This is a genomic window from Paenibacillus sp. IITD108, assembly GCF_036541265.1.
Taxonomy (GTDB): Bacteria; Bacillota; Bacilli; order Paenibacillales; family Paenibacillaceae; genus Pristimantibacillus.
In genome coordinates this window covers 21,291-41,138 of the sequence record NZ_JAZHCT010000047.1, presented here as the reverse complement: position 1 = coordinate 41,138, position 19,848 = coordinate 21,291, and the positions used below count along the sequence as shown (strand labels likewise).

Annotated in this window: 11 protein-coding genes; 1 reads left to right on the top strand and 10 read right to left on the bottom strand. The window is 45.9% G+C overall.

The genetic code is table 11. The features are described from left to right. Positions 1-370: 370 nt before the first annotated feature. The 6 genes from V1L65_RS26135 to V1L65_RS26110 all read right to left on the bottom strand — a co-directional run bounded on the left by V1L65_RS26135 (position 371) and on the right by V1L65_RS26110 (position 13,599). A complete protein-coding gene (locus V1L65_RS26135; RefSeq protein WP_331702244.1) occupies positions 371-4,534 on the bottom strand; it encodes a DUF4838 domain-containing protein in 4,164 nt (1,387 codons plus the stop codon). A 34-nt stretch (positions 4,535-4,568) separates the two neighbouring features. Next, positions 4,569-8,138, bottom strand: a complete 3,570-nt coding sequence (locus tag V1L65_RS26130; RefSeq protein ID WP_331702243.1) for a DUF4838 domain-containing protein — start codon at positions 8,136-8,138, stop codon at positions 4,569-4,571. Positions 8,139-8,312: 174 nt separating this feature from the next. After that, positions 8,313-9,890, bottom strand: coding sequence for an extracellular solute-binding protein (locus V1L65_RS26125; RefSeq protein WP_331702242.1), 1,578 nt, complete (start codon positions 9,888-9,890; stop codon positions 8,313-8,315). Positions 9,891-9,941: 51 nt separating this feature from the next. Then, positions 9,942-10,817, bottom strand: a complete 876-nt coding sequence (locus V1L65_RS26120) for a carbohydrate ABC transporter permease (RefSeq protein WP_331702241.1) — start codon at positions 10,815-10,817, stop codon at positions 9,942-9,944. A gap of 13 nt (positions 10,818-10,830) precedes the next feature. Further along, complete coding sequence (locus V1L65_RS26115; protein WP_331702240.1) at positions 10,831-11,748, bottom strand: ABC transporter permease; 918 nt, start codon at positions 11,746-11,748, stop codon at positions 10,831-10,833. A 36-nt stretch (positions 11,749-11,784) separates the two neighbouring features. Next, on the bottom strand, positions 11,785-13,599 hold the full coding sequence (locus tag V1L65_RS26110) for an FAD-dependent oxidoreductase (RefSeq protein ID WP_331702239.1): 1,815 nt from the start codon (positions 13,597-13,599) through the stop codon (positions 11,785-11,787). A gap of 130 nt (positions 13,600-13,729) precedes the next feature. Here V1L65_RS26110 and V1L65_RS26105 point away from each other — a divergent pair, with 130 nt between their 5' ends. Then, a complete protein-coding gene (locus tag V1L65_RS26105; RefSeq protein WP_331702238.1) occupies positions 13,730-14,524 on the top strand; it encodes an AraC family transcriptional regulator in 795 nt (264 codons plus the stop codon). 843 nt (positions 14,525-15,367) lie between these two features. Here the strand turns inward: V1L65_RS26105 and V1L65_RS26100 are convergent. The 4 genes from V1L65_RS26100 to V1L65_RS26085 all read right to left on the bottom strand — a co-directional run bounded on the left by V1L65_RS26100 (position 15,368) and on the right by V1L65_RS26085 (position 19,705). Then, a complete protein-coding gene (locus tag V1L65_RS26100) occupies positions 15,368-15,634 on the bottom strand; it encodes a hypothetical protein (protein WP_331702237.1) in 267 nt (88 codons plus the stop codon). Positions 15,635-16,080: 446 nt separating this feature from the next. Beyond that, a complete protein-coding gene (locus V1L65_RS26095) occupies positions 16,081-17,190 on the bottom strand; it encodes a Ger(x)C family spore germination protein (protein ID WP_331702236.1) in 1,110 nt (369 codons plus the stop codon). Between the two features lie 5 nt (positions 17,191-17,195). Then, positions 17,196-18,278, bottom strand: a complete 1,083-nt coding sequence (locus V1L65_RS26090) for a GerAB/ArcD/ProY family transporter (RefSeq protein ID WP_331702235.1) — start codon at positions 18,276-18,278, stop codon at positions 17,196-17,198. A 2-nt stretch (positions 18,279-18,280) separates the two neighbouring features. Further along, positions 18,281-19,705, bottom strand: coding sequence for a spore germination protein (locus V1L65_RS26085; protein ID WP_331702234.1), 1,425 nt, complete (start codon positions 19,703-19,705; stop codon positions 18,281-18,283). Positions 19,706-19,848: the final 143 nt, after the last annotated feature.

Sequence of the window (19,848 nt, the reverse complement as noted above, 5' to 3'; positions counted from 1 at the left end):
CTCAAATCGAGCAAAATAAGTAAATTATTCACAAATAGCGCCGATGACAACCGTTACAATTTTTAAACAGCTGTTTTTTGCAAAATAACGCTTCTCATAACCGTTACAGTTGATCCATCATTTACTCCACTCTAACGGTTGCAGGAAGCGCTAATCCGTCTAATAACCCGCTTTTTATCAATATCAGATTAACGTAGATTCCGAAAATAATTTGTATATGTGGTACCATCACCCAAGCCAGCACAAAGGGCAGGATTTTTTTATTTAGTTTAGTTTAGTTTAGTTTAATTTAGTTTGTTCTCATCATAGGACCTCCTATAACGGCGGGGCAATAGTCATATGCTCACAATTGCCCCGTTGTACCTGCTTATTAATATTTAGTCATGATGTTGTAGAGTATCTGTACAAATTGCGCTCTGCTTGCCAAATCTTGTGGCAGGATGTTGTCATTGGTCCCGGCGATAATTCCCGCTCTCACAAACTGTTCAATGGCGTGATTGGCATAATCGGCAATCTTCCCTGCATCCTTGAAGTCTGACAGATTTTTGACGTTGCCTGCTGCCGGTAATTCATTTATGTTCTTAAGCGTATTGTATACCAACACGAACAATTCCTGTCTGGTCACCTGTCTGTCAGGAGCAAATTTGTTACCGCCCACCCCGTTGGTAATTCCTAATTGCTTCGCCACCGCGAGGTATCCCGTGTAATAGGTATTTCCGGCATCGCTAAAATTGTTTGCGGCGTTTTCGTTCGGGCTGATGCCAAATGCTCTCATAATCATGACCAAGGCTTGTGCCCGGGTTACACTATCATTCGAACCAAAGTTTGCATTGTCCACTCCTTTGGTGATTCCTCTTGCCGCCGCAAAGGTTACCGCCTCATAGTACCATGCGCCCTCTGCCACATCTGCAAAGTCAACCTTGTTGTACGCGACTGCAAACTTCGAGGCTCCTTCTGTCTTGAAGGCCAGTGTTCCGGTTGCCGGGTCATAGATGCCTTTGGTCACTACCACCGGTAGTCCCTCTTCGTTGATGCCGTAGGCGACAATGGCATTCGGATTTTCTCCTGCTTTCAGTGTATATGGAATGGCTGCTTCCGCTTTGCCGCCAAGCTGTAATATTTCCTTTTCTCCGCTGGTAATATCAAAGCTCACTACCGGTCTGCTACCAACCTGGCTTCGAATTTCAGCTGGCAATCCGGTGCTTTTCTCCTTCGCAGCCGTAATGGAAATAGTTCCTGCCGACTGTTTCAGAAGTCCTTCTGCCGTCCTCTCATCAAAGGTCATCGTTCCAAACGGTGTAGAAACGACCAAGGTATCCGCATTGCTATCTATGAACGCTTTCAAGGCTTCATCTGTCAGACTGACACCCGCTGTCCCGGCATCAGCCCCCGCATTCACTTCAATTCTAACTGTTGTCTCTGTTCCTACACCCTGCATTGCCGCTTCAGCCGCAGCCTTCGCGATGGCATCCTCCATCTGTTTCTCGGATATTGGCGCTACAGCCTTTCCGTTTTGATCTGTCGTAGGCTTTACAGGTATCGTCGTTGTTACACGTCCATCCTCAACCGTTGTTCCAGGCACCGACGTTGGTGTCGGTGTTGGTGTTGGTGTCGTCGGAGGCGTCACCGGACTTGTCGTCCCGTTCACTGTCCACCTTGCATACAGCGTTATATTCCCGGTCACCTTGTCTGTCGTAAAGTTCCATGCTGTTTTTAAACCTTCATCCTTATACCATCCGGCAAATGTATATCCAGTTCTGGTAGGCGGCGTCGGTGCTGTGATTGCACTGCCGCTGGAGACATCTGCAATCACTGATACCCCGCTGCCTCCATTACTGTTGAAGGAAACTGTATAGGTCTTCGGTTCTTCAGTTCCTCCTTGGGATTCCATTTTTATGAGCACGACATCTTTAATCCCGGATATATTTCCGGCCGCATCGATGGCCTTTACCCTGTACCTGCGTACCGCATCAGGCTCCAATCCGGTGTGAATATAGGTTGTTGAATCCGTTCTGACCGTTCCATTAATCCCACCTATCTCCGGCGAGTTCAGCACTTCCAGAATATATCCGACAACACCTACATCATCGGTAGCCGGCGACCAGCTTACACGCACCTCACTGTCGGAGATCTGCTTGGCAGTTAAATTCTCCGGAGCTGTCGGCGGTGTTACATCCAGTTCAGTATTGACCTGCCAAAGCATTGCAGGACCGGTGATGCCCCCGGTACCCAGTTCATCCAGGACTTCATTTCCCACATCAACAACAATCAAATTCGGTTCGCCAAATTTAATCGCCGGCGTAGCGTCAAACTCCCACGGCTTCATCAGAGGGGAGCCCTTCTGAACTAATGTCAGCTCTGTACCGTTCATCCATACTCTCGCTGTCTCATCAATACTGCTGAACCAAAGCCGAATCGGCTTTCCCGTATTAAACTCCGAATCAACATCAACCGTTGTTCTGTACCAGGCATGTCCTTTGTAATAACCAATCCCCTGATCGGACCAGGACTCCGAATAGGTTTTCAGTTTCATCCAGGATTCCGTTCCCAACCCAGGTTTCCAGAGCCCCAATTTATCCCCGGAACCGTTCGGGAACAGCATAACATTCCATTCGTCCGGCAACTCGGCAACCATTCTGTTGCCGTTGCTGAGCCTTTGACTTCCCTGATTTGTGATTTTATCAAAGAACCAGTCAGTATAATTATAGGAGGCGAGGGTGTTGAGCATGACAGGTGAGTGAATAACAGCCTGTTCTCTTACTTTAGAGATTTGATCGAATTTTTCCTTAGCCTCAATAAACTTAAAGCTGTTAATCCGTTCCTTCATTTGAAGGAAGTTGTCGCCAAAGCTAAAAGCAACACGCACCATATTGACCCGTCGGGCATATACTGGATCCGCTGCCCGTTGCGCCGCATCTTCAGCTTCCGTTAGCGACTGCTCCATTGCCTGCATGACACTGTCAATTAAAATATGCTGAAAATCATTGATACTTCCCGCATAATAATCTGCTTGGGCAAAAGCATTTTCCAGAATGTCGAAATGTCTTTTCATCGGCTCTGCGGCAGATCCATAAAACGTTGTAAAGTAGTCCTCCAGCAAAGCATCCACATCCAGATCAGGGTTCCACATCATCTTGGCCGCCACATAGAGCGTCGGTCCATGATAGGCCCACGCCGGAAGCGCCTCGCCGCGTATTCCGATAATACCCTGTTCGTTGAAATACTTGTATTCTGTTCCTATTCTTTCTGAAAGTGAAAAAGGTAGCCCTGGATCAGCAAGGTTATAAAGATAATCATATATCATTACGTTAGGACTTACCCTTTTCCAGCCGTCAATCATGTCCTTGATGTGCTGCCGCTCCCACGAAAGCGGATTTTCAATGCTTTTCATCCTATCCGTTCTAATGGAAGCGATAATCGGTACGATCCTGGAATCCGGCATATGCTTTACTGGCGGATAATAATACTCATCATAGGCAAAGAAAGAAATTTTCACATCATGATATCCGGCAGCATCAAGCTTTTCCAAAACAAGATTAAAAAATTTCACATAGCGATCTGTTAACGATAATGTTCCTCCATGTATGGCACCCTTAAAATCCCCGTCCCACTCTGGGTCAGGCTGGAGTACCAATACTGGTCCGTCATTGGGTCCCATACTTAAATATTCAAGCTTGGGGTCTGCATCCAATCTTCTGATTGCCTCTGCCACAACAAGGTTCAGTACCTCCGGCTTGGTCACATCGTATTGTCCGGTCGGATTTCCTTTGGCATCGGGCAAAAACAAATCAGGGCGTTCTTTATTCGTAGGCGATGTAATCAGTAATCCATGATTTCCTAACGTTTTCTGATTCAGACGCATATGTTCGACCCAGGGCGCACCTTCTGTCAGATTGACACCCACCGGCAAACCGGCACCTGCGACATATGGCGCAACAGCTTGCAAAAAACGGAAATCAAAGCTCGGGTGCTGGATGGTGTCCTGATAACTGACCGCAATTGTACGCATTGACGGAACTACGGTGCCGATATCACCGGGCATGAACCACCGCACACCAATTTGCTCCAGGAGCTCGTAAGCGGCATAAAGGCTCCCTTTGTCATTGTCATCCAATCCTGCTAATTGAATGATCCCCTCCTTAACATATAGCTGGAAAGAATCGGGTTCAGTTCCCTTAGCACGGATTGCAGCCTTAGCTGCATCAAGATCTGGAGCGGCTCTACCGATATAGATCTTTGTTCCCTGCACCTCGGCCGTGTCATCAGCCACAGGCAATTCTACTCCGGATATTTGCCGAATATAGTCTTTGAGTTCCTGCATCGCCTTCTTTTCATATTCGGTTGCACTTTGCGACAAGATGATCGTAGACCGTGATTTTCCGTTCTCCACCAATACGAGCTTGGAATCCGTATCATTCAAGACTGTAATTCCCTCTGTTAAGCCTGTAGGGCCATTTGCAGCCAAAATCTGGGGCACCGAAGCAAACAACAGCCCAATGATTAATCCCCAGCAAAGAAAAAGTTTTCTTGTCAAGATGCTCAACTCCTATCATCCATAATTTAGAGGGTCATTGGGGCCGCATGGTGATTTCCACTATGTCACTAGAGCTTACATTCGGGAACGCCGTACTATAATTATCGATTGCCCTTACCCTGTACCTAAGCGTCTTACCGTCAGCTTCCAGTCCGGTGTGGGTAAATTCCGTTGCTAACGCTCTCATTAGTTCTTTGTTGACTCCTCCCGGGGGGACCGGATTCAGCAATTCCAAAACATATTCCCTCATTCCGTAAACCGATTCGGATGCAGTCCAGCTTATTGTCACCTCGGTGTCAGAGATCTGCTCAACGGTCAATGTAGGCTTTGTAGGCGGGACTTTTAGAGTAATGAAAGCACTCGCAGCAGATTGACCTCCAGCATTATCAACTGCCAGTACCCTTATCTTGCGTACGATGCCCATTTTAAAATAGTCGGTGAAAATAAATTCATTTGTTGTTGCTTCTACCGTCATGAGTTGTCCCGCACCGCCGTCTACATCCCACACCTCCAACATGTATTTGGCAATCCCAACATCAGATGTAACCGGATCCCAGCTTATTTTCATCTCACCTTTAGCGAGCACCTCAGATTTCAAACCCACTGGGGCCGCGGGCGGGGCAACAGGCGTTACATTATCCGACATGGTTACCTGCACTACAGCACTATAGTCAGCAGACATATTTCCGGCAGTATCGATCGCCTTCACCCTGAACCTGCGTGTCATACCGGGTTGCAGTCCGCTGAGGATATAAGCATTCGTTGTCGATTTTATCGTTTCCAGTACTCCCCCCGGAGGATTCTGGTTCAGCACTTCTAGGCTATACCCGGCAATTTCGAAATCTCCATAAGCGGTAGAAGGGTCCCAGCTTATATAAACCTGGTCGGCGGAGGTTTGCTTAACCTTCAAACCCGTCACCGTTGAGGGCGGATTCATTGTTACACGTGCGTAAGCACTATAATTAACCGATTTATTTCCGGCAGTATCAATTGCCTTTACCCTGTACCTGCGTTCCATGCCGGGTTCCATACCGGTGTCGATATATTCATTTGTCGTAGTGATTACCGATCCAAGCACTCCCCCTACGCTCTCCCGGTTCAGCATTTCCAACTGATATCCTGTAACTCCTGTATTATCTGCGGGTATATCCCAAGTTACTTTCACGGTGGTGGTACCGGGAATGTGTACAGCTTTCAAGTTCTTCACATCTGCAGGCGGGAGATAATCCAGCTCCGTATTGACCTGCCAAAGTATTGCAGGACCCATGATCCCCCCGGTACCCAGTTCATCTATGTCTTCATTACGAACATCAACAACAATTACATTGGGCTCACCAAATTTAACCGCCGGCGTAGCGTCAAATTCCCAAGGTTTTGTCAAACCCGTCCCCTTCTGCACCAATGACAGCTCTTCGCCATTTATCCAAACCCTGGCTGTCTCATCGATACTGCTGAACCAAAGCCGAATCGGTTTTCCTGTGTCAAATTCCTCAGCGACATCTATCGTTGTCCGGTACCAGGCATGTCCCTTGTAATAACGAAGCCCTTGGGCGGACCAGGTCTTTGAATAGGTTTTCAGCTTCCTCCAGGATTCTGTTCCCAATCCAGGTTTCCAAAGCCCCAGGTCAACTCCGGATGCATTTGGGAACAGCTTGACATTCCATTCATCCGGCAACTTAGCAACAATTTGGTTTCCATTACTGACCCGTTGTTTTCCTCCATTTACCATTCTGTCAAAAAACCACTCTACATAGGTATAAGCTTTATAGCTGCTTAAAATGGCAGGGGAGTGAAGAACAGCCTGTTCCCTGAAATCATAAACGTTATTAAGCTTTTCCTTTGCCTCATCAAAATGAAAACGATTGAACTGTTCGAGCATTTCAAGAAAGTTTTCACTGAAACCATAAGCGATGCTGATCATATCAATCCGTTTGGCATATACCGAATCCGATGCCACCTTCGCCTTTGCTTCCCCAAGTGTTCTTGCCAATTCTTGCATGACTTCATCGGTCAAAATGTGTTGGAAATCATAAATATTTCCGGCAGAATAATCCGCTTTTGCAAAAGCATTTTCCAAGATTTCGAAATGCTCCTTCATCGGCGATGCCGCAGGTCCATAAAACGTTGTAAAGTAGTCCTCCCTCAAAGCTTCCACATCCAGATCGGGGTTCCACATCATCTTGGCTGCCAGATAAAGTCCCAGGCCTCCATACCCCCACTCCGGCGTAGTCTCGGCGCGTATACCTACAACTCCATGTTCTTTGAAGTACTTGTACTCCGTACCTACTCTTTCTGCCAGCGAAACAGGCAGGCCCGGATCGGCAGGGTTATAAAGATAGTCATAAATCATTACCATGGGACTTACTTCATTCCAGCCATCAATAACTTCTTTTAGATAGTTACGCTCCCATGCAAGCGGATTTCCGATGCTGTGTATCCGATCCAGGGTGAGGGAAGCAATCATCGGTACAATTCGTTGATTTGGCGTCCACCGGACCGGCGGATTATAGTAAGTGTTATAGGCGTAGAAAACAATTTTCACATCTGGATACCCTTCTTTTTCAAGCTCATCCAAAACAAGATTAAAAAATTTTATATAACGATCCGTCGTTGATAATGCTCCTGTTAATACATCCCTATCATCCCCATCCCATTCAGAGTCAGGCTTGAGTACCACCACATGGCCATCGCTTGGTCCTATACTCAGATATTCAAGGTTGGGATCTTTCTGCAATTTTGCAAGTGACTCTGCTACAACAAGATCGAGCACCTCTGGCTTGGTCACATCGAGATGTAACGACGGTGTTCCGTCGGCGTTGGGCAGATACAGATCCGCTCGCGTTGATCTCGAAGGAGGGGAGCTCAACAATTCATGCGCACCTACTGTCTTTTGATTAAGCCGCATATGCTCGACCCAAGGTGCAGCCTCTTCGAGATTGCTCCCCATAGGCATACCGGCAGCCCATAAATATGGCGAGGTAGCTTGAAAAAAACGGAAAGAAAGACCCGCGTGCTGGATGGTGTCCTGATAATTGACCTCAATCGTGTCCAACTCCGGAACAACAGTTCCGATATCACCGGGCATGAACCACCGTACGCCAATTTGCTCGAGGAGCTCATAAACGGCATAAAGGCTTCCTTTGTCGTGGTCTTCCAACCCTACCAGTTTAATGATTCCCTCCTCAACATACAGCTGGAATGAGTCGGGTTCATCTCCCTCGGCACGGATTGCAGCCTTGGCTGCATCAAGGTCTGGAGCAGCGCTTCCAATATAGATCTTGATTCCGTCCACACCAGCCGAATTGCTCACAACAGGCAACTCAGCTTCGGATATTTGTTTCATGTAGTCTTTGAGTTCCTGTGCTGCTTTTTGTTCCGGTTCGGTTGCGCTTGGCGAAAGAATAATGGTCGACTTGGCGACTCCGTTCTCAACCAACACGAGTTTAGAACCCTCATCATTCATCGCTGTTATCAAAGGTTCCTTGCCAGTCTCCTCTGGCAGACCGGTTAAGCCATTTTCAGCCAAGGCCGGGGGGACTAAAGAAAACAATAGTGCAATGATCACTCCCCAGAAAAGAAATCGTTTTCTTTTCAAATCAATCATCTCCTTTTAATCATGATTCGAGGTTATTCGCACCTGCAATACTATGATAAATTTATAAATGAGCAAAATTGGACGCAACAAAAGGAACCCACGTTTCGCATGAAAGCATTTCTGTTTTCGTTTTATTCATGCGGAACGTGGGGCAAAAGGAAATATGAGCAAGCTTGCTTATAATTATTTCTTGTTTTCCATTTGGTCAATATAGTCGTTCATTTCCTTCAGATACGTTTGGCCGAATTTCGCATTCCAGTCCTGAAGCACCTCTTTGTACTCGGATGACTGCGCATCGCCGATAATGATTTTTGTCGTAACTTCACTGAACTTTTTGTTAAAGTCCAGGTAAGGCGGCGTCTTCGCAATGGCTGGCGTGAAGTTGCGGTCTTTGGACATCACGATTCTTTTTACGGCTTTCTCAATATTCGGCACGAGTATCTGCTTCAGTTCCTCCGATATAGCCGGATTAATGAAGAACATATAGTCGTTGGCGCGGCGAACCATATTTTTGCGGACGAACGTTTCCAGCGGCTGTTCCGCATAGACGCGCTTGTTGTTTTCCACCTTGTAGTCATGCCCTTCAATACCGGTGTAGATTGAATCCCAACCTTCATCCGAAAGCATGTAGTTGAATACGTCAACCACTCTTTGCGGTTCCTTCGCACTGCTCGTTATCGCCCAGAAGCCCCATAAGCCCGTACCTTGTCCCAATCCCTTCATCTCGCCTTGCTCGTTCTTGACGAAAACATAGACAAGCTCGAAATTCGGATTGATCTGTTTACCGGCATTCAGGAAAGTTTCGTAATGACCTGCAAACCCGTCAATCACACCCGTTTTACCGCTTTGAAACCGTTCCAGAGCTTTGCTTCCATCGATCGTAGGACCATCCGGATCGATCACTCCTTCTTTGAACAGCTTGGCCGTCAAATCCAAAGCCTTCGTATATTTATCCGAGTTCAGATCGTATTGGGGATTCATATACTTGTACTCTCCCCCATCGGACTCCTGCCAGCCATAAAGTCCCTGCTCATTCTGGAAAACCGGTCTGAGCGATTTGTCAGGCTGCATGGCCCATCCATATCCGTACGTATCGTGCTTTCCGTTGTCGTCCGGATCTTCCTTCGAAAATTTGTACATGATCTCGATCATTTGATCCAAAGTAATTTCATTATTCTCAGGGAGCTGGATATTCAATTTATCGAGCCAGTCTTTTCGGAACCAGTACCCGTCGGAACGGATAACGGTTGTACGCGGAATGCCGTAAACTTTGCCGTCACCGTTCACGCGCAGAGCGTCCCAGGAAACGTCGTAGGAATATTTCTGGATATTCTCGGCTCCTTCCAAATATTCGTCGATCGGAACGATAACGCCGTCCTTAACCGCTTTCAAGAACGCCGCATCATCCGGACTTGGAAACCAGACGACATCGGCAAGTTCGCCAGTCGTTAGCGCTAATTGCAATCGCTCGGTATAGCCTGTCGACGGCGGGATATCGAATTTGATCTCCGTATTCGTCGCTTCCTCGATCGATTTAACAAGCAACTTGTCCGTTTCTGACAAGTTAGATGACGCAAATTCTCCCATAATTTTCATGCTTACTTTCGGTTTGGCGGTTTCCGCCGCTCCCTCCGACGACGACGGTGACGACGACGGCTTCGAAGCGCCGTTTTCTGCCGGTCCGCCTTTGCCTCCACACGCGGCAACTGTGACAAGCAGCACCGCAACACCTACACAAGCTATTGTTTTTTTGAATTTCATCTTGATTCAGCCTCCCTTAAGTATGTTATCTATGGCAAGGACCGGAAGGATTTATCCTTTAACGGACCCAAGCATAATGCCTTTGACGAAATAACGTTGCAGGAAAGGATACACCGACAAAATCGGCAGAATGACGATCATGATCGTCGCGTATTTGAGCGTCTCCGGCATGACATTCATATTGCCAAGCTCGGCGCTATTGCCTTCTGCAGAAATTTGCAGCATATTGGCTCCCTCGATGACCTCCCGCAGAAATAGCATGAGCGGCCAGTTGTCCACGCTGCGAATATAGATGATCGCCGTGAAAAAGCTGTTCCAATAACCGACCGCTGCGAACAATGTCAATGTCGCAATAATCGGCATTGAAAGCGGGACGACGATTTTAAATAAAATGTAGGGCTCTGAAGCTCCGTCCATTTTCGCGGCTTCCTCCAGCTCCTCCGGAATGTTCTGCATAAAATTGATCATCAGAATCAAGCTGAATGCGGAGAACAGCGCAGGAAACACAAGTGCAGCCAGCGTATCTACCATACCGAGCGAGCGAATCAAATAAAAATTCGGAATGAGCCCGCCGTTGAACAGCATCGTGAAAATAACCAAATTGATCAGAAGCGCTCTGCCTTTCAGATGTAGCTTGGAGAGCGGATAAGCAGTAATAATGTACAGAAATATCCCTAATGCCACGCCGCTAATAGTAATAATTATCGTATTGAGATAACTTCTGGCCAGCACGGGATGCGAAAGGATATCCTTATAAGCATCGAACGTGATGTCGCTCGGCCATATGCGCATCGGGTTTTGCATATAAGCGGTATGCGAGCTGATCGAGACTGCGGCAACGTTCAGTAGAGGATACAGCATAACCACGCAGATCATAGATACAATCAGATAGATGGCGATGTCAAAAAGCTCGATTCTTTTTCGCAAGTTCCTTTACCTCCTACCATAATGACTTGCCGAACAGACGCGCAATCCGATTAGCGAATACGATCATAACAAGTCCAACAACCGATTTGAACAAGCCGACCGCAGCCGTGAAAGCGAGCCTTCCTTCCAGCAGTCCCACCCGGTATGTGTACGTTTCAAACACATCAGCCACTTTGTACGTGGCGGGATTGTACAACAAGAAAATTTGCTCGAAGCCGATATCCAAAATGCTTCCGACCCGCAAAATCAAAATGATGACGATCGTCGTTGCGATGCTGGGAAGCGAAATATACCATATTTTTTGTAGCCGGTTGGCTCCGTCAATTGTGGCTGCTTCGTAAAACGACGGATCGATGGACGTCAGCGCGGCCAGGTAAATAATCGTTCCCCAACCAAGCTCCTTCCATATTTCCGCGGAAATGAGAATCGTTCGGAAATATTCCGGCTTGAGCAGAAAATGAATCGGCTCCCCGCCCAAATCGACGATCAGTCGGTTGACCCAACCTGACGACGGGGACAGCATATTAATAACGATGCCGGCAATGACGACCCACGATATGAAGTGCGGCAAATACAGCACCGTTTGCGCAAATTTTTTGAACAACAGATTGCGCATTTCGTTGAGCAGAATGGCCAGCAGGATCGGCGCAGGAAATCCGAACAACACCTGATAGAAGCTGATGACGAGTGAATTTCGCAAGATCATGAAGAAATCGTCCGACTGGAACAAATAGCGAAAATTTTCGAAGCCGATCCATTCGCTTTCCGTTATGCCTTTAATCAAATTGAAATCTTGGAATGCAATTATAATTCCGAACATTGGAACGTACTTAAAAATAAACAGATAAAGAAATCCCGGTATAAGCAACATATACAGCCATTTGTTTTTTCTCATGTAGAGCCAGACGGGACTGGCTTTGCCGTTATTCATTCTTTTCTCCTCCCGAGGACGCTGCCGCCAGGCAGGTTACTCGCAAACGATTTCAACCACTCGCGCATGGTCCAGCCCATTCGTCGCGATGACCTCCAGACGGAGCGTCTTCAGATTTTTCAGCATTGCCGGCAAACGAATCATTCGCTCGTAATTATCCTTTATATGAGCAATTTCCTTCCTTCCGCCATCGTCGTGCGCAATCAGCCTGAATTCCTTCAGCGTTTCGGCTTGCGGCCGTCCCCACTGCATATGCTTCTGAAGCACATCCAAATGGCATAGCATCAGCAATCGGTGCAGCCCGGTATCGAGAACGATTGTAATTCGGGAAACTGTAACCGGCTCTGCCCACTCCAGCTCCAGCCACGGACTTTCATCTCCCGGCTCCGACATCCAGCGATGTGTGCCCGCCGTCGTCAAGTCGGGACGTACTCCCTTCTCCCCATGGACCGCGCGAGTGTGCCCGTCCACCACATTACTGCATCTTCCTTGCTCTTGCTCGGATGATGCGGAAATTCGAGCAAGCTTCGCGAGATTTCCTTCCAGCATACGACCCGGTAAAAAAGCTCCCTGCCGCAGCAATTGCTGCTGCGCCTCCTTCACGACACCGCTTTCACGATATGCTCGCTCTAGCGGCAACTTGTGCTTCACCGCCGTTGCTGCGAATGTTCCAAGCCCTTCTCCCATGACCGCGCATGTCGCCATTACCCTCGTGCTGGAGAAGGCGATATGAGTAGCCGACAAATTTCGGCCCGCGAACATCAGATTCGCAATATTCCTGCTAATCATCGAGCGCAGCGGAATGCTATACAAATACGGTGTAAACGGCTGATTGCAAGGTTCTTCGTCCTTCGCATCGATGCCCTGAGGCGGATGAGTATCCATCGACCAACCACCGTAAGCGATTACATCTTCGAAATCGACAGCCTGTTGAATATCGTTTTGTGTCAGGACATGCTCACCGATAAATCGTCTGGACTCTCTTTTGCCTGGCAGAAAACCGAACCAGTCCAGTGCCCAATTTGCAGAATCCGGGTGATGACCGCTATTTTTGATGTGATCCCATACCCCTAGCATGATCGCTAGCAATTCGTCGCGAATATACTCATTGTTCTTGATCGTATCCAGTGTTCCTCCGAATTCCACCCACCAATAGCCGAACTCCCATGTGTTGTGGTCTCTAAACTGCAAATCCTCCTCCGTAAACTTGCGGGCCCATGGCGGTGGAATAAACGGCATCGGGCGGCCCATATCTTTCGAGGTGAACAACAGGGAGGACCCAAGCCGGTATGCGTCTCTATTCAGGTTCGCACCGGACTCATTAAATTCATGAGCCGCTTCACGGCCAGTCGTAAATGCGGCGCCCGCTTCAAATCCCAGCCTGCCGTCACCCGTACAGTCCGCGTAAATTGCGGCATGAATCTTAAAGCGGTCTTCCGTGCTCTCTCTAACCGCATGAACGGCACGAATCCGGGAATCCTCGACATCGGCTCCGACAACCGCCGTGTTCAACAACAGCGTCAAATTCGGTTCGGCGCGGCATTTCTCATACAAGATCAAATCTAGCATACTCGCGCTTCGTTGTGGATTTCGTACAGCGCATTCCAGCATGATTTCCTCAATAATGCCGCTTTCCCTGCGTTCCGCCTCCAGTTTCTTTCCAATGGTTGAAGCGCCGGATATATTCATGCGAATCTCTGACGAGGCATTCCCGCCCAGTACAGAACGATCCTGACACAAAATAACACTCGCGCCATTGCGCGCAGCCGCTAATGCGGCTGCTACTCCAGTCATCCCTCCGCCGGCGATCAAAACGTCCGTATCCAATATTTTCGAATTAGTCTCTCCCATCACTCATTGACTCCTTTACTTGCTATACTATATCTTTAATTATATGATACTATCTTTTATTCTCGTATTTGAATTCATAAAATTTACTTTTCATATCCAAAATTTCATTGAATCGACGAGGTGAACCAAGATGCCCGCAGACTTGCCCAAACTTATATGGCATAACTATTGGATTAAAAAAGATAAATTTCTGATGGAAGCGGATACCTATGCGACATGGGTGCTTTTCGCGGTGGAAGAAGGAAGTTTTGAATATCAGATCGGAGAAGATTACGGAGTAGCGGAGTTCGGCGACGTGGTCGTGTGCCCGCCCCAAATTGCTTTTCATCGGAACGTAATAACGCCTTTAAGCTTTCATTCCCTTACGTTCCTGCTCCCCGAAGGAGAAGAACAGCGGATTCAGCCCCTTCTTGCACAGCGGAAAATCAGACTGCCGCAAATCCGACGACTGTCCGAAAACTACAGCAGTTTACGACAAGCGGATCAGCAACTGTCCTATAATCCGAAAAGTCATAAGCTGCGGCAGCATTATTTAGTCGACATTTGGCTAATGATCACACGGCAGGCGATGGAATCCCCTGACACCGATTCTTTAGCCGGGCATGACGACTCCATTCGTGATGTCGCGGACTATTTGCATAACCATGCCCATAAGATGCTCGAAATCCGCCATGTCGCGCAGCAGTTCGGAATGACGCCTGTGAAACTGATTCGCAAGTTCAAAAAGAGCTATGGCGTCAACCCGTTGCAATACTTAACATCGTTCCGGGTCAAGCATGCGTGCAGACTGCTCTTGACCACGGAGTGGACGCTTGACGTCATTGCCGGAAATTGCGGCTACGAAAACGGCTTCTACCTCAGCCGCGTGTTCCGCAAGGAGATGGGCATAAGCCCGTCCGAGTTCCGCAAGCAGAATCGGTATTGAGGATGAATGCGGAGCGGTTGCACAGAAATATCGCTCCCCCACCGGGAGTTGCTTCCTGAGTAGGCGAGGCAAAAGCCAGCTTAAGCGCAACTTCTTCAAGATTTCCCAATTGAAGAGCTTGGTGGTTGTTGCCATTCGAATGAGTTCACAAAGCGCATATGCATTCATCAAAATAGGTAGCACCAACCAATTGTGTATGATATTTCATATACAATTGTGTTTTTCGCGCCACTTCTGCTTATTCTATATGAAATTTCATATACATTTGGCCATTTTGAGGTAGCACCGACCAGTTCTGTATGATATTTCATATACATTTGTGTTTTTCACGCCATTTCTGCCTATTCTATGTGAAATTTCATATACATCTCACATCCGTCACAATCGCCCGATCCTTTACTCTACTCTAACGGTTGCAGTTGAGCTTATTTGCCTCAAATCGAGCAAAATGAATGAAATATTCACGAATAGCACCGATGACAACCATTACAATTTTTAAACAGCTGTTTTTTGCAAAATAACGCTTCTTACGAGGGTGTCGATTAATTGTGGATAGGGCAATAAGCAGTCGAAAGGGATGCTACTACGATCAAGTTTGGGATTCCGACCGCTGTTGTAGTCCAATTTTTTTGATGAAATAACCCCTGTAAAGGATAAAATTGGCCCACAAAGGCGGACGCTGCCGCTTCTCCATTCCCAATCTTGCTCTTCGTTCCCCTTTCTTTTGCTTGCTAATATTTGCCCACAATTAATCTACAGTCTCCTTACAACCGTTACAGTCGATCCATCATTTACTCCGCTCTCTTGCAACTGGAGGTTGTCGATCTAAAATTTACTCCACTCTCACGGGTGCCAGGAGGTTGCGGAGCCATCATTTACTCCGCTCTCTTGCACACTGGAGGTTGTCGATCCATCATTTACTCCGCTCTCTTGCACACTGGAGGTTGTCGATCCATCATTTACTCCACTCTGTTGCACACTGGGGGTTAACGACCCATCATTTACTCCGCTCTCTTGCACACTGGAGGTTATCAATCTCGATCCATCATTTACTCCACTCTCTTGCACACTGGAGGTTATCGATCCATCATTTACTCCACTCTGTTGCACACTGGGGGTTAACGATCCATCATTTACTCCGCTCTCTTACGCACTGCGGGTTAACGATCCATCATTTACTTCGCTCTCTTGCAACTGGAGGTTGTCGATCTAAAATTTACTCCGCTCTCACGGGTGCCAGGAGGTTGCGGAGCCATCCTTCACTCCACTTTAACGGTTGCAGGAAGCGCCGACTCACAGTTAGAAAGGTAAAAAGCAATAAAAAGGTGGCTCGCAAAGATTAGGTTTGTCCTATCAAGGTAAATCGGCTTATAAAAATTAAGTCGGCTCTCAAAAGTTAAGTTTGGCTTACAAAAGTTAAGTCGGCTCTCAAAGATTAAGTTTGACATACAAAGTTAATTTCGGCTCACAAAGGTTAAGTTTGTCCTACAAAGATGAAGTTTCAGCCAGCAGCACACTGAGGCAGCAGACTCCTCCCGCTCCACCAGTCCCAACCTTTAATTTTTCAGAAATCCCTGCTCCTTAATCTTAAGGTTGACGACGCAGTTAATTACGACATCAGGATATTGTTCCTGCCAGTTCATTTTTTTCCACTCTTTATAAGACATGCTGTTTCGGACATGAATGCCGATGCCAAGGTTGTCGGTTTTTTTGCTTTGCAGCTGTTTAATTATTTTTTTTGCGCGCTCGGTTAACATTTCTGAAATGATATTCTCTAGCTGCTGCTTATCGGTTGGGCTGCCTAATTTCAGGTCACCATTATATTCCAGTAACGAAGCCAGTGCATTAACTTGTATGTTGACCGTAATTTGACCATTCTTCTCGTGTTTGACATTGAGCTTTCTCGAACTGTTCAAGGCGCTAAGCATGATCGTGGTATTCCCCGATGGATCGGTTAGATCGATACTGATTTCTCCTTGAATAAAGCTTCTTTTAAGAAAGAAAAAGATAACAGCATCATCCGATTGGATTTTGCTGACATATTTATCATCTTTAAAAAGCGCAATTCCATCAATGGCGATACTATTTCCTGCATCCCTAATGACTGGAGCAATCGGATCGATCCCGTCATCATAATAATCTCTTGAGAATGAATAGATCGTTGTTTCAGGAATAGATTGGCCCAATGATTCTTTTTCGATTAGATGATCAATATATTTTCCTGTTCGCGGATTTTCAGGAAAATCCTTTGAGAGCAAACTCCCAGCATCTTCATTCACAACAACAATTTTCACTTGTTCGGCAATCGTAGGGTCTCTCTTCAACGTATCCATGTAGTCCATCAAGCCTTCTTTTGCTATCGGTATTCCAAATAAAGCCGTACGCAATTGACCGCTCACCAATATCAGATTCGTCTTTTTCGCCAGCTCTATCCGCGCTTTTTTGCCGCCTGTTGTTTCTGTATTAAGAATGAGTCTGGCGTTTGATTTTTGTATATCCGGATTTGCAATAGGAATGGATACCGTATACTTTAATTTTCCATTTGGGAGCAAATCATAGCTGGTAGACTGGATAAAGCCAGTTTTCTCCAAAATACGCTGATCGCCGCAGCTTGTCAGCAGGAGAAGGGCAATCATCACACTGATAAATCGATATTTGTTACTCACTTCGCTCACCTCTCATTCTTTCTTTGCAGCAGAAGAAGGCTTATTAAAAAAAGGGGCAGCCCGAACGAAATGCCAAACTCGAAATAGCCCAGCACTGTTAACCACTTCTCAACCACGCTCATTACATCAGGTATATAGGCAACAAAGTAGGAGAATAAAAGAATACCGGCTGTAATCAGTTTTCCGTTAATTGGAATGATTCTTGCGCAGGTCTCCTTCGCCGCCCACAAATACATAACCGATGTAATGATAATAGAGAACATAAAAAAGCCATAAAATAAAATTTCTGTCCCCTGCACGAATGGGAACTGAATATAGGCAAACATGCTTAACAATGGAAATTGCAATGTTTTTAAGTAATTATGCCCGTAAAAGCCGAAACTAACGAAACCTAGATATGTATACATAAGCGTAACAAATAAGTTTGCAGCAAGAATTGATTTTGTAAATTTTGATTTTTTATTGATATAAGGAAACAGGAGCAAACAAAGCTCAATGCCCAAAAAAGCTAAATAGATGTTAGAAAAACTTTGTATAGTTATAGTGCTGTCTTGAAAAATAAAAGGCGTAAGCCTTGCCCATTTAAAGTCGTAATAAAAGTAAAACAGTAGGAACACCATCCAAATAATGGACCAAAAAAACACCGCAGCCGCTTTCGAAATATTATAAACTCCTTTAATGATGAGGCTAAAAGCCAATATATCGAATACTAGCTTAAATAACATCGGATTGGTTGTGGGAAATGCAATCATTTGAAAGACCAGCAAATATTGTTTTGCAACCAGGCAGCCAATTAATGACCATACTAATAGCAGAAACAGATATAAGGGGAAAAGTATAATCTTAGAGATTGATTGTTCCATAATGTCAAATATGGATTTTCCCTTTCCCATTCGATATACAACAGCCATCAATAAAATATTTGCACAAACCATCAAAGAAACAAGCGGAACTGCCAGCCAGCCATTGGTCCCAAATTGTTCAGCAAGACGGCGAGATAAGCTAAATATGACCATACCTGACTGCGTCATATAGATCAAAATGGCCAAATGAAAGGGTGATAATTTCTCTTGAATTCTAGTCTCCATTTTTATTTTCTCATCCTATTTCTAATCGTATTTGGCGACTTGCTTTGCGTGGGCCTTCTTTTCAGAAATTTAAAAGGGGCTACGATAAACGTGTCCTTCCAATCCTTTGGCTGGAATGGTGCAACAGGCGTGAGATAAGAAGTCCCTAAACTGGTCAGTCCAGATATGTGAATGACAATTGCAGCAATTCCAACAGCCAAACCAAAGTTTCCCCATATTCCTGCCAAAATAATCAAACCAAAGCGAAGCAGCCTTATCGATGCGCTCATAACAAAAGTTGGCGTAACGAAAGAAGCAATGGCTGAAGAAGCAACTGCAATAATCAGGATATTGCTCGTCAAGCCAGCCTGCACTGCGGCTTGTCCAATTACGATACCGCCAACAATACCGATCGTTTGACCAATTTTGGACGGAAGCCGGGCGCCCGCTTCCCGGAGCAGCTCTATAGTCGTTTCCATTATTAATGCTTCAATTAGAGGCGGAAAAGGAACCTTAAAGCGCGATTCCGTTAAAGTTAAAAGCAGATTTTCAGGAATCATTTCGTAATGATAGGTTGTGACCGAGACATATAGCGCCGTAAATGAGAGCGTAATAAAAAGCGCAAGAAATCTTAATAATCTGCTAGCGGTTCCGAGCATCCAACGCTGATTATAGTCATCGGAAGAAGAGAAATATTCAAAAAATGAAGTTGGAGCGCTAAAGGCGGAAGGACTGCCATCAACAAACACGACAATTCGGCCCGAAACTAATTTTGAAGCCATCGCTTCCGGGCGCTCGGACGTAAAAAATTGCGGAAAAATAGACAGAGGAGAATCGTCTATGAATTGCAGCAGCATATGCGTATCGAACAAGGAATCAATTTCAATGTTGGATATTCTATGAGTAGCTTCATTCACATAATCCATATTGACTATATTTTTAATATAAAGGAGATACACATCTGTTTTCGTAACTTCCCCAACCGAAAGCTTGATCGTCTTCAAGTGTGAGCTTTTGATCCGTTGACGTATTAAAGATAAGTTCGTTCCGATTTGTTCAGTAAATGCGTCATGTGCGCCGATAATAACCGTTTCTGTTTCCGATTGGGAAACCGTACGGGATTGAAGGCCAAAAATATCAATAAGAAAAACATTGCGCCCATGAAAAATGGCTACTTCCCCAGCTAAGATTCCAGTAATTAAGTCTTTGCTTTCTTTAATTTTGGTAAATTGAGATTGTTGTAATACTGCCGAAATATCATTAGCAGATGTATTTATAAGAGGAGATATAACATCTCTATGTAATTTGTCTTGATCGATCTGATGACTGAAATAAACCAGGTCAAGGCTGAATTCTGGGTAAGAACGATGAGTAATATCGATACAATCTTCAAATTCCGATAAAGTATGCGCTAGTGTCAGCGATTTGGATTTGCGATTCCATAACATAAAATACACACCTTTAATCTCGTATAGTATCTTGTTACTGTTTCCCTCTCGCACCATTTTTATGACTAGGACATTCTTATGGATTAAATAGAGGGTGTCGACTAATTGTGGATAGGGCAACAAGCAAGTAAAAGGGTGGAAAC

What these genes read in the sequence shown, in the direction of transcription:
- V1L65_RS26125 (WP_331702242.1), bottom strand. Translation starts at nt 9,890, where the DNA reads ATGAAATTCAAAAAAACAATAGCTTGTGTAGGTGTTGCGGTGCTGCTT.
- V1L65_RS26110 (WP_331702239.1), bottom strand. Translation starts at nt 13,599, where the DNA reads ATGGGAGAGACTAATTCGAAAATATTGGATACGGACGTTTTGATCGCC.
- V1L65_RS26090 (WP_331702235.1), bottom strand. Translation starts at nt 18,278, where the DNA reads ATGGAGACTAGAATTCAAGAGAAATTATCACCCTTTCATTTGGCCATT.
- V1L65_RS26130 (WP_331702243.1), bottom strand. Translation starts at nt 8,138, where the DNA reads ATGATTGATTTGAAAAGAAAACGATTTCTTTTCTGGGGAGTGATCATT.
- V1L65_RS26085 (WP_331702234.1), bottom strand. Translation starts at nt 19,705, where the DNA reads ATGTTATGGAATCGCAAATCCAAATCGCTGACACTAGCGCATACTTTA.
- V1L65_RS26105 (WP_331702238.1), top strand. Translation starts at nt 13,730, where the DNA reads ATGCCCGCAGACTTGCCCAAACTTATATGGCATAACTATTGGATTAAA.
- V1L65_RS26115 (WP_331702240.1), bottom strand. Translation starts at nt 11,748, where the DNA reads ATGAATAACGGCAAAGCCAGTCCCGTCTGGCTCTACATGAGAAAAAAC.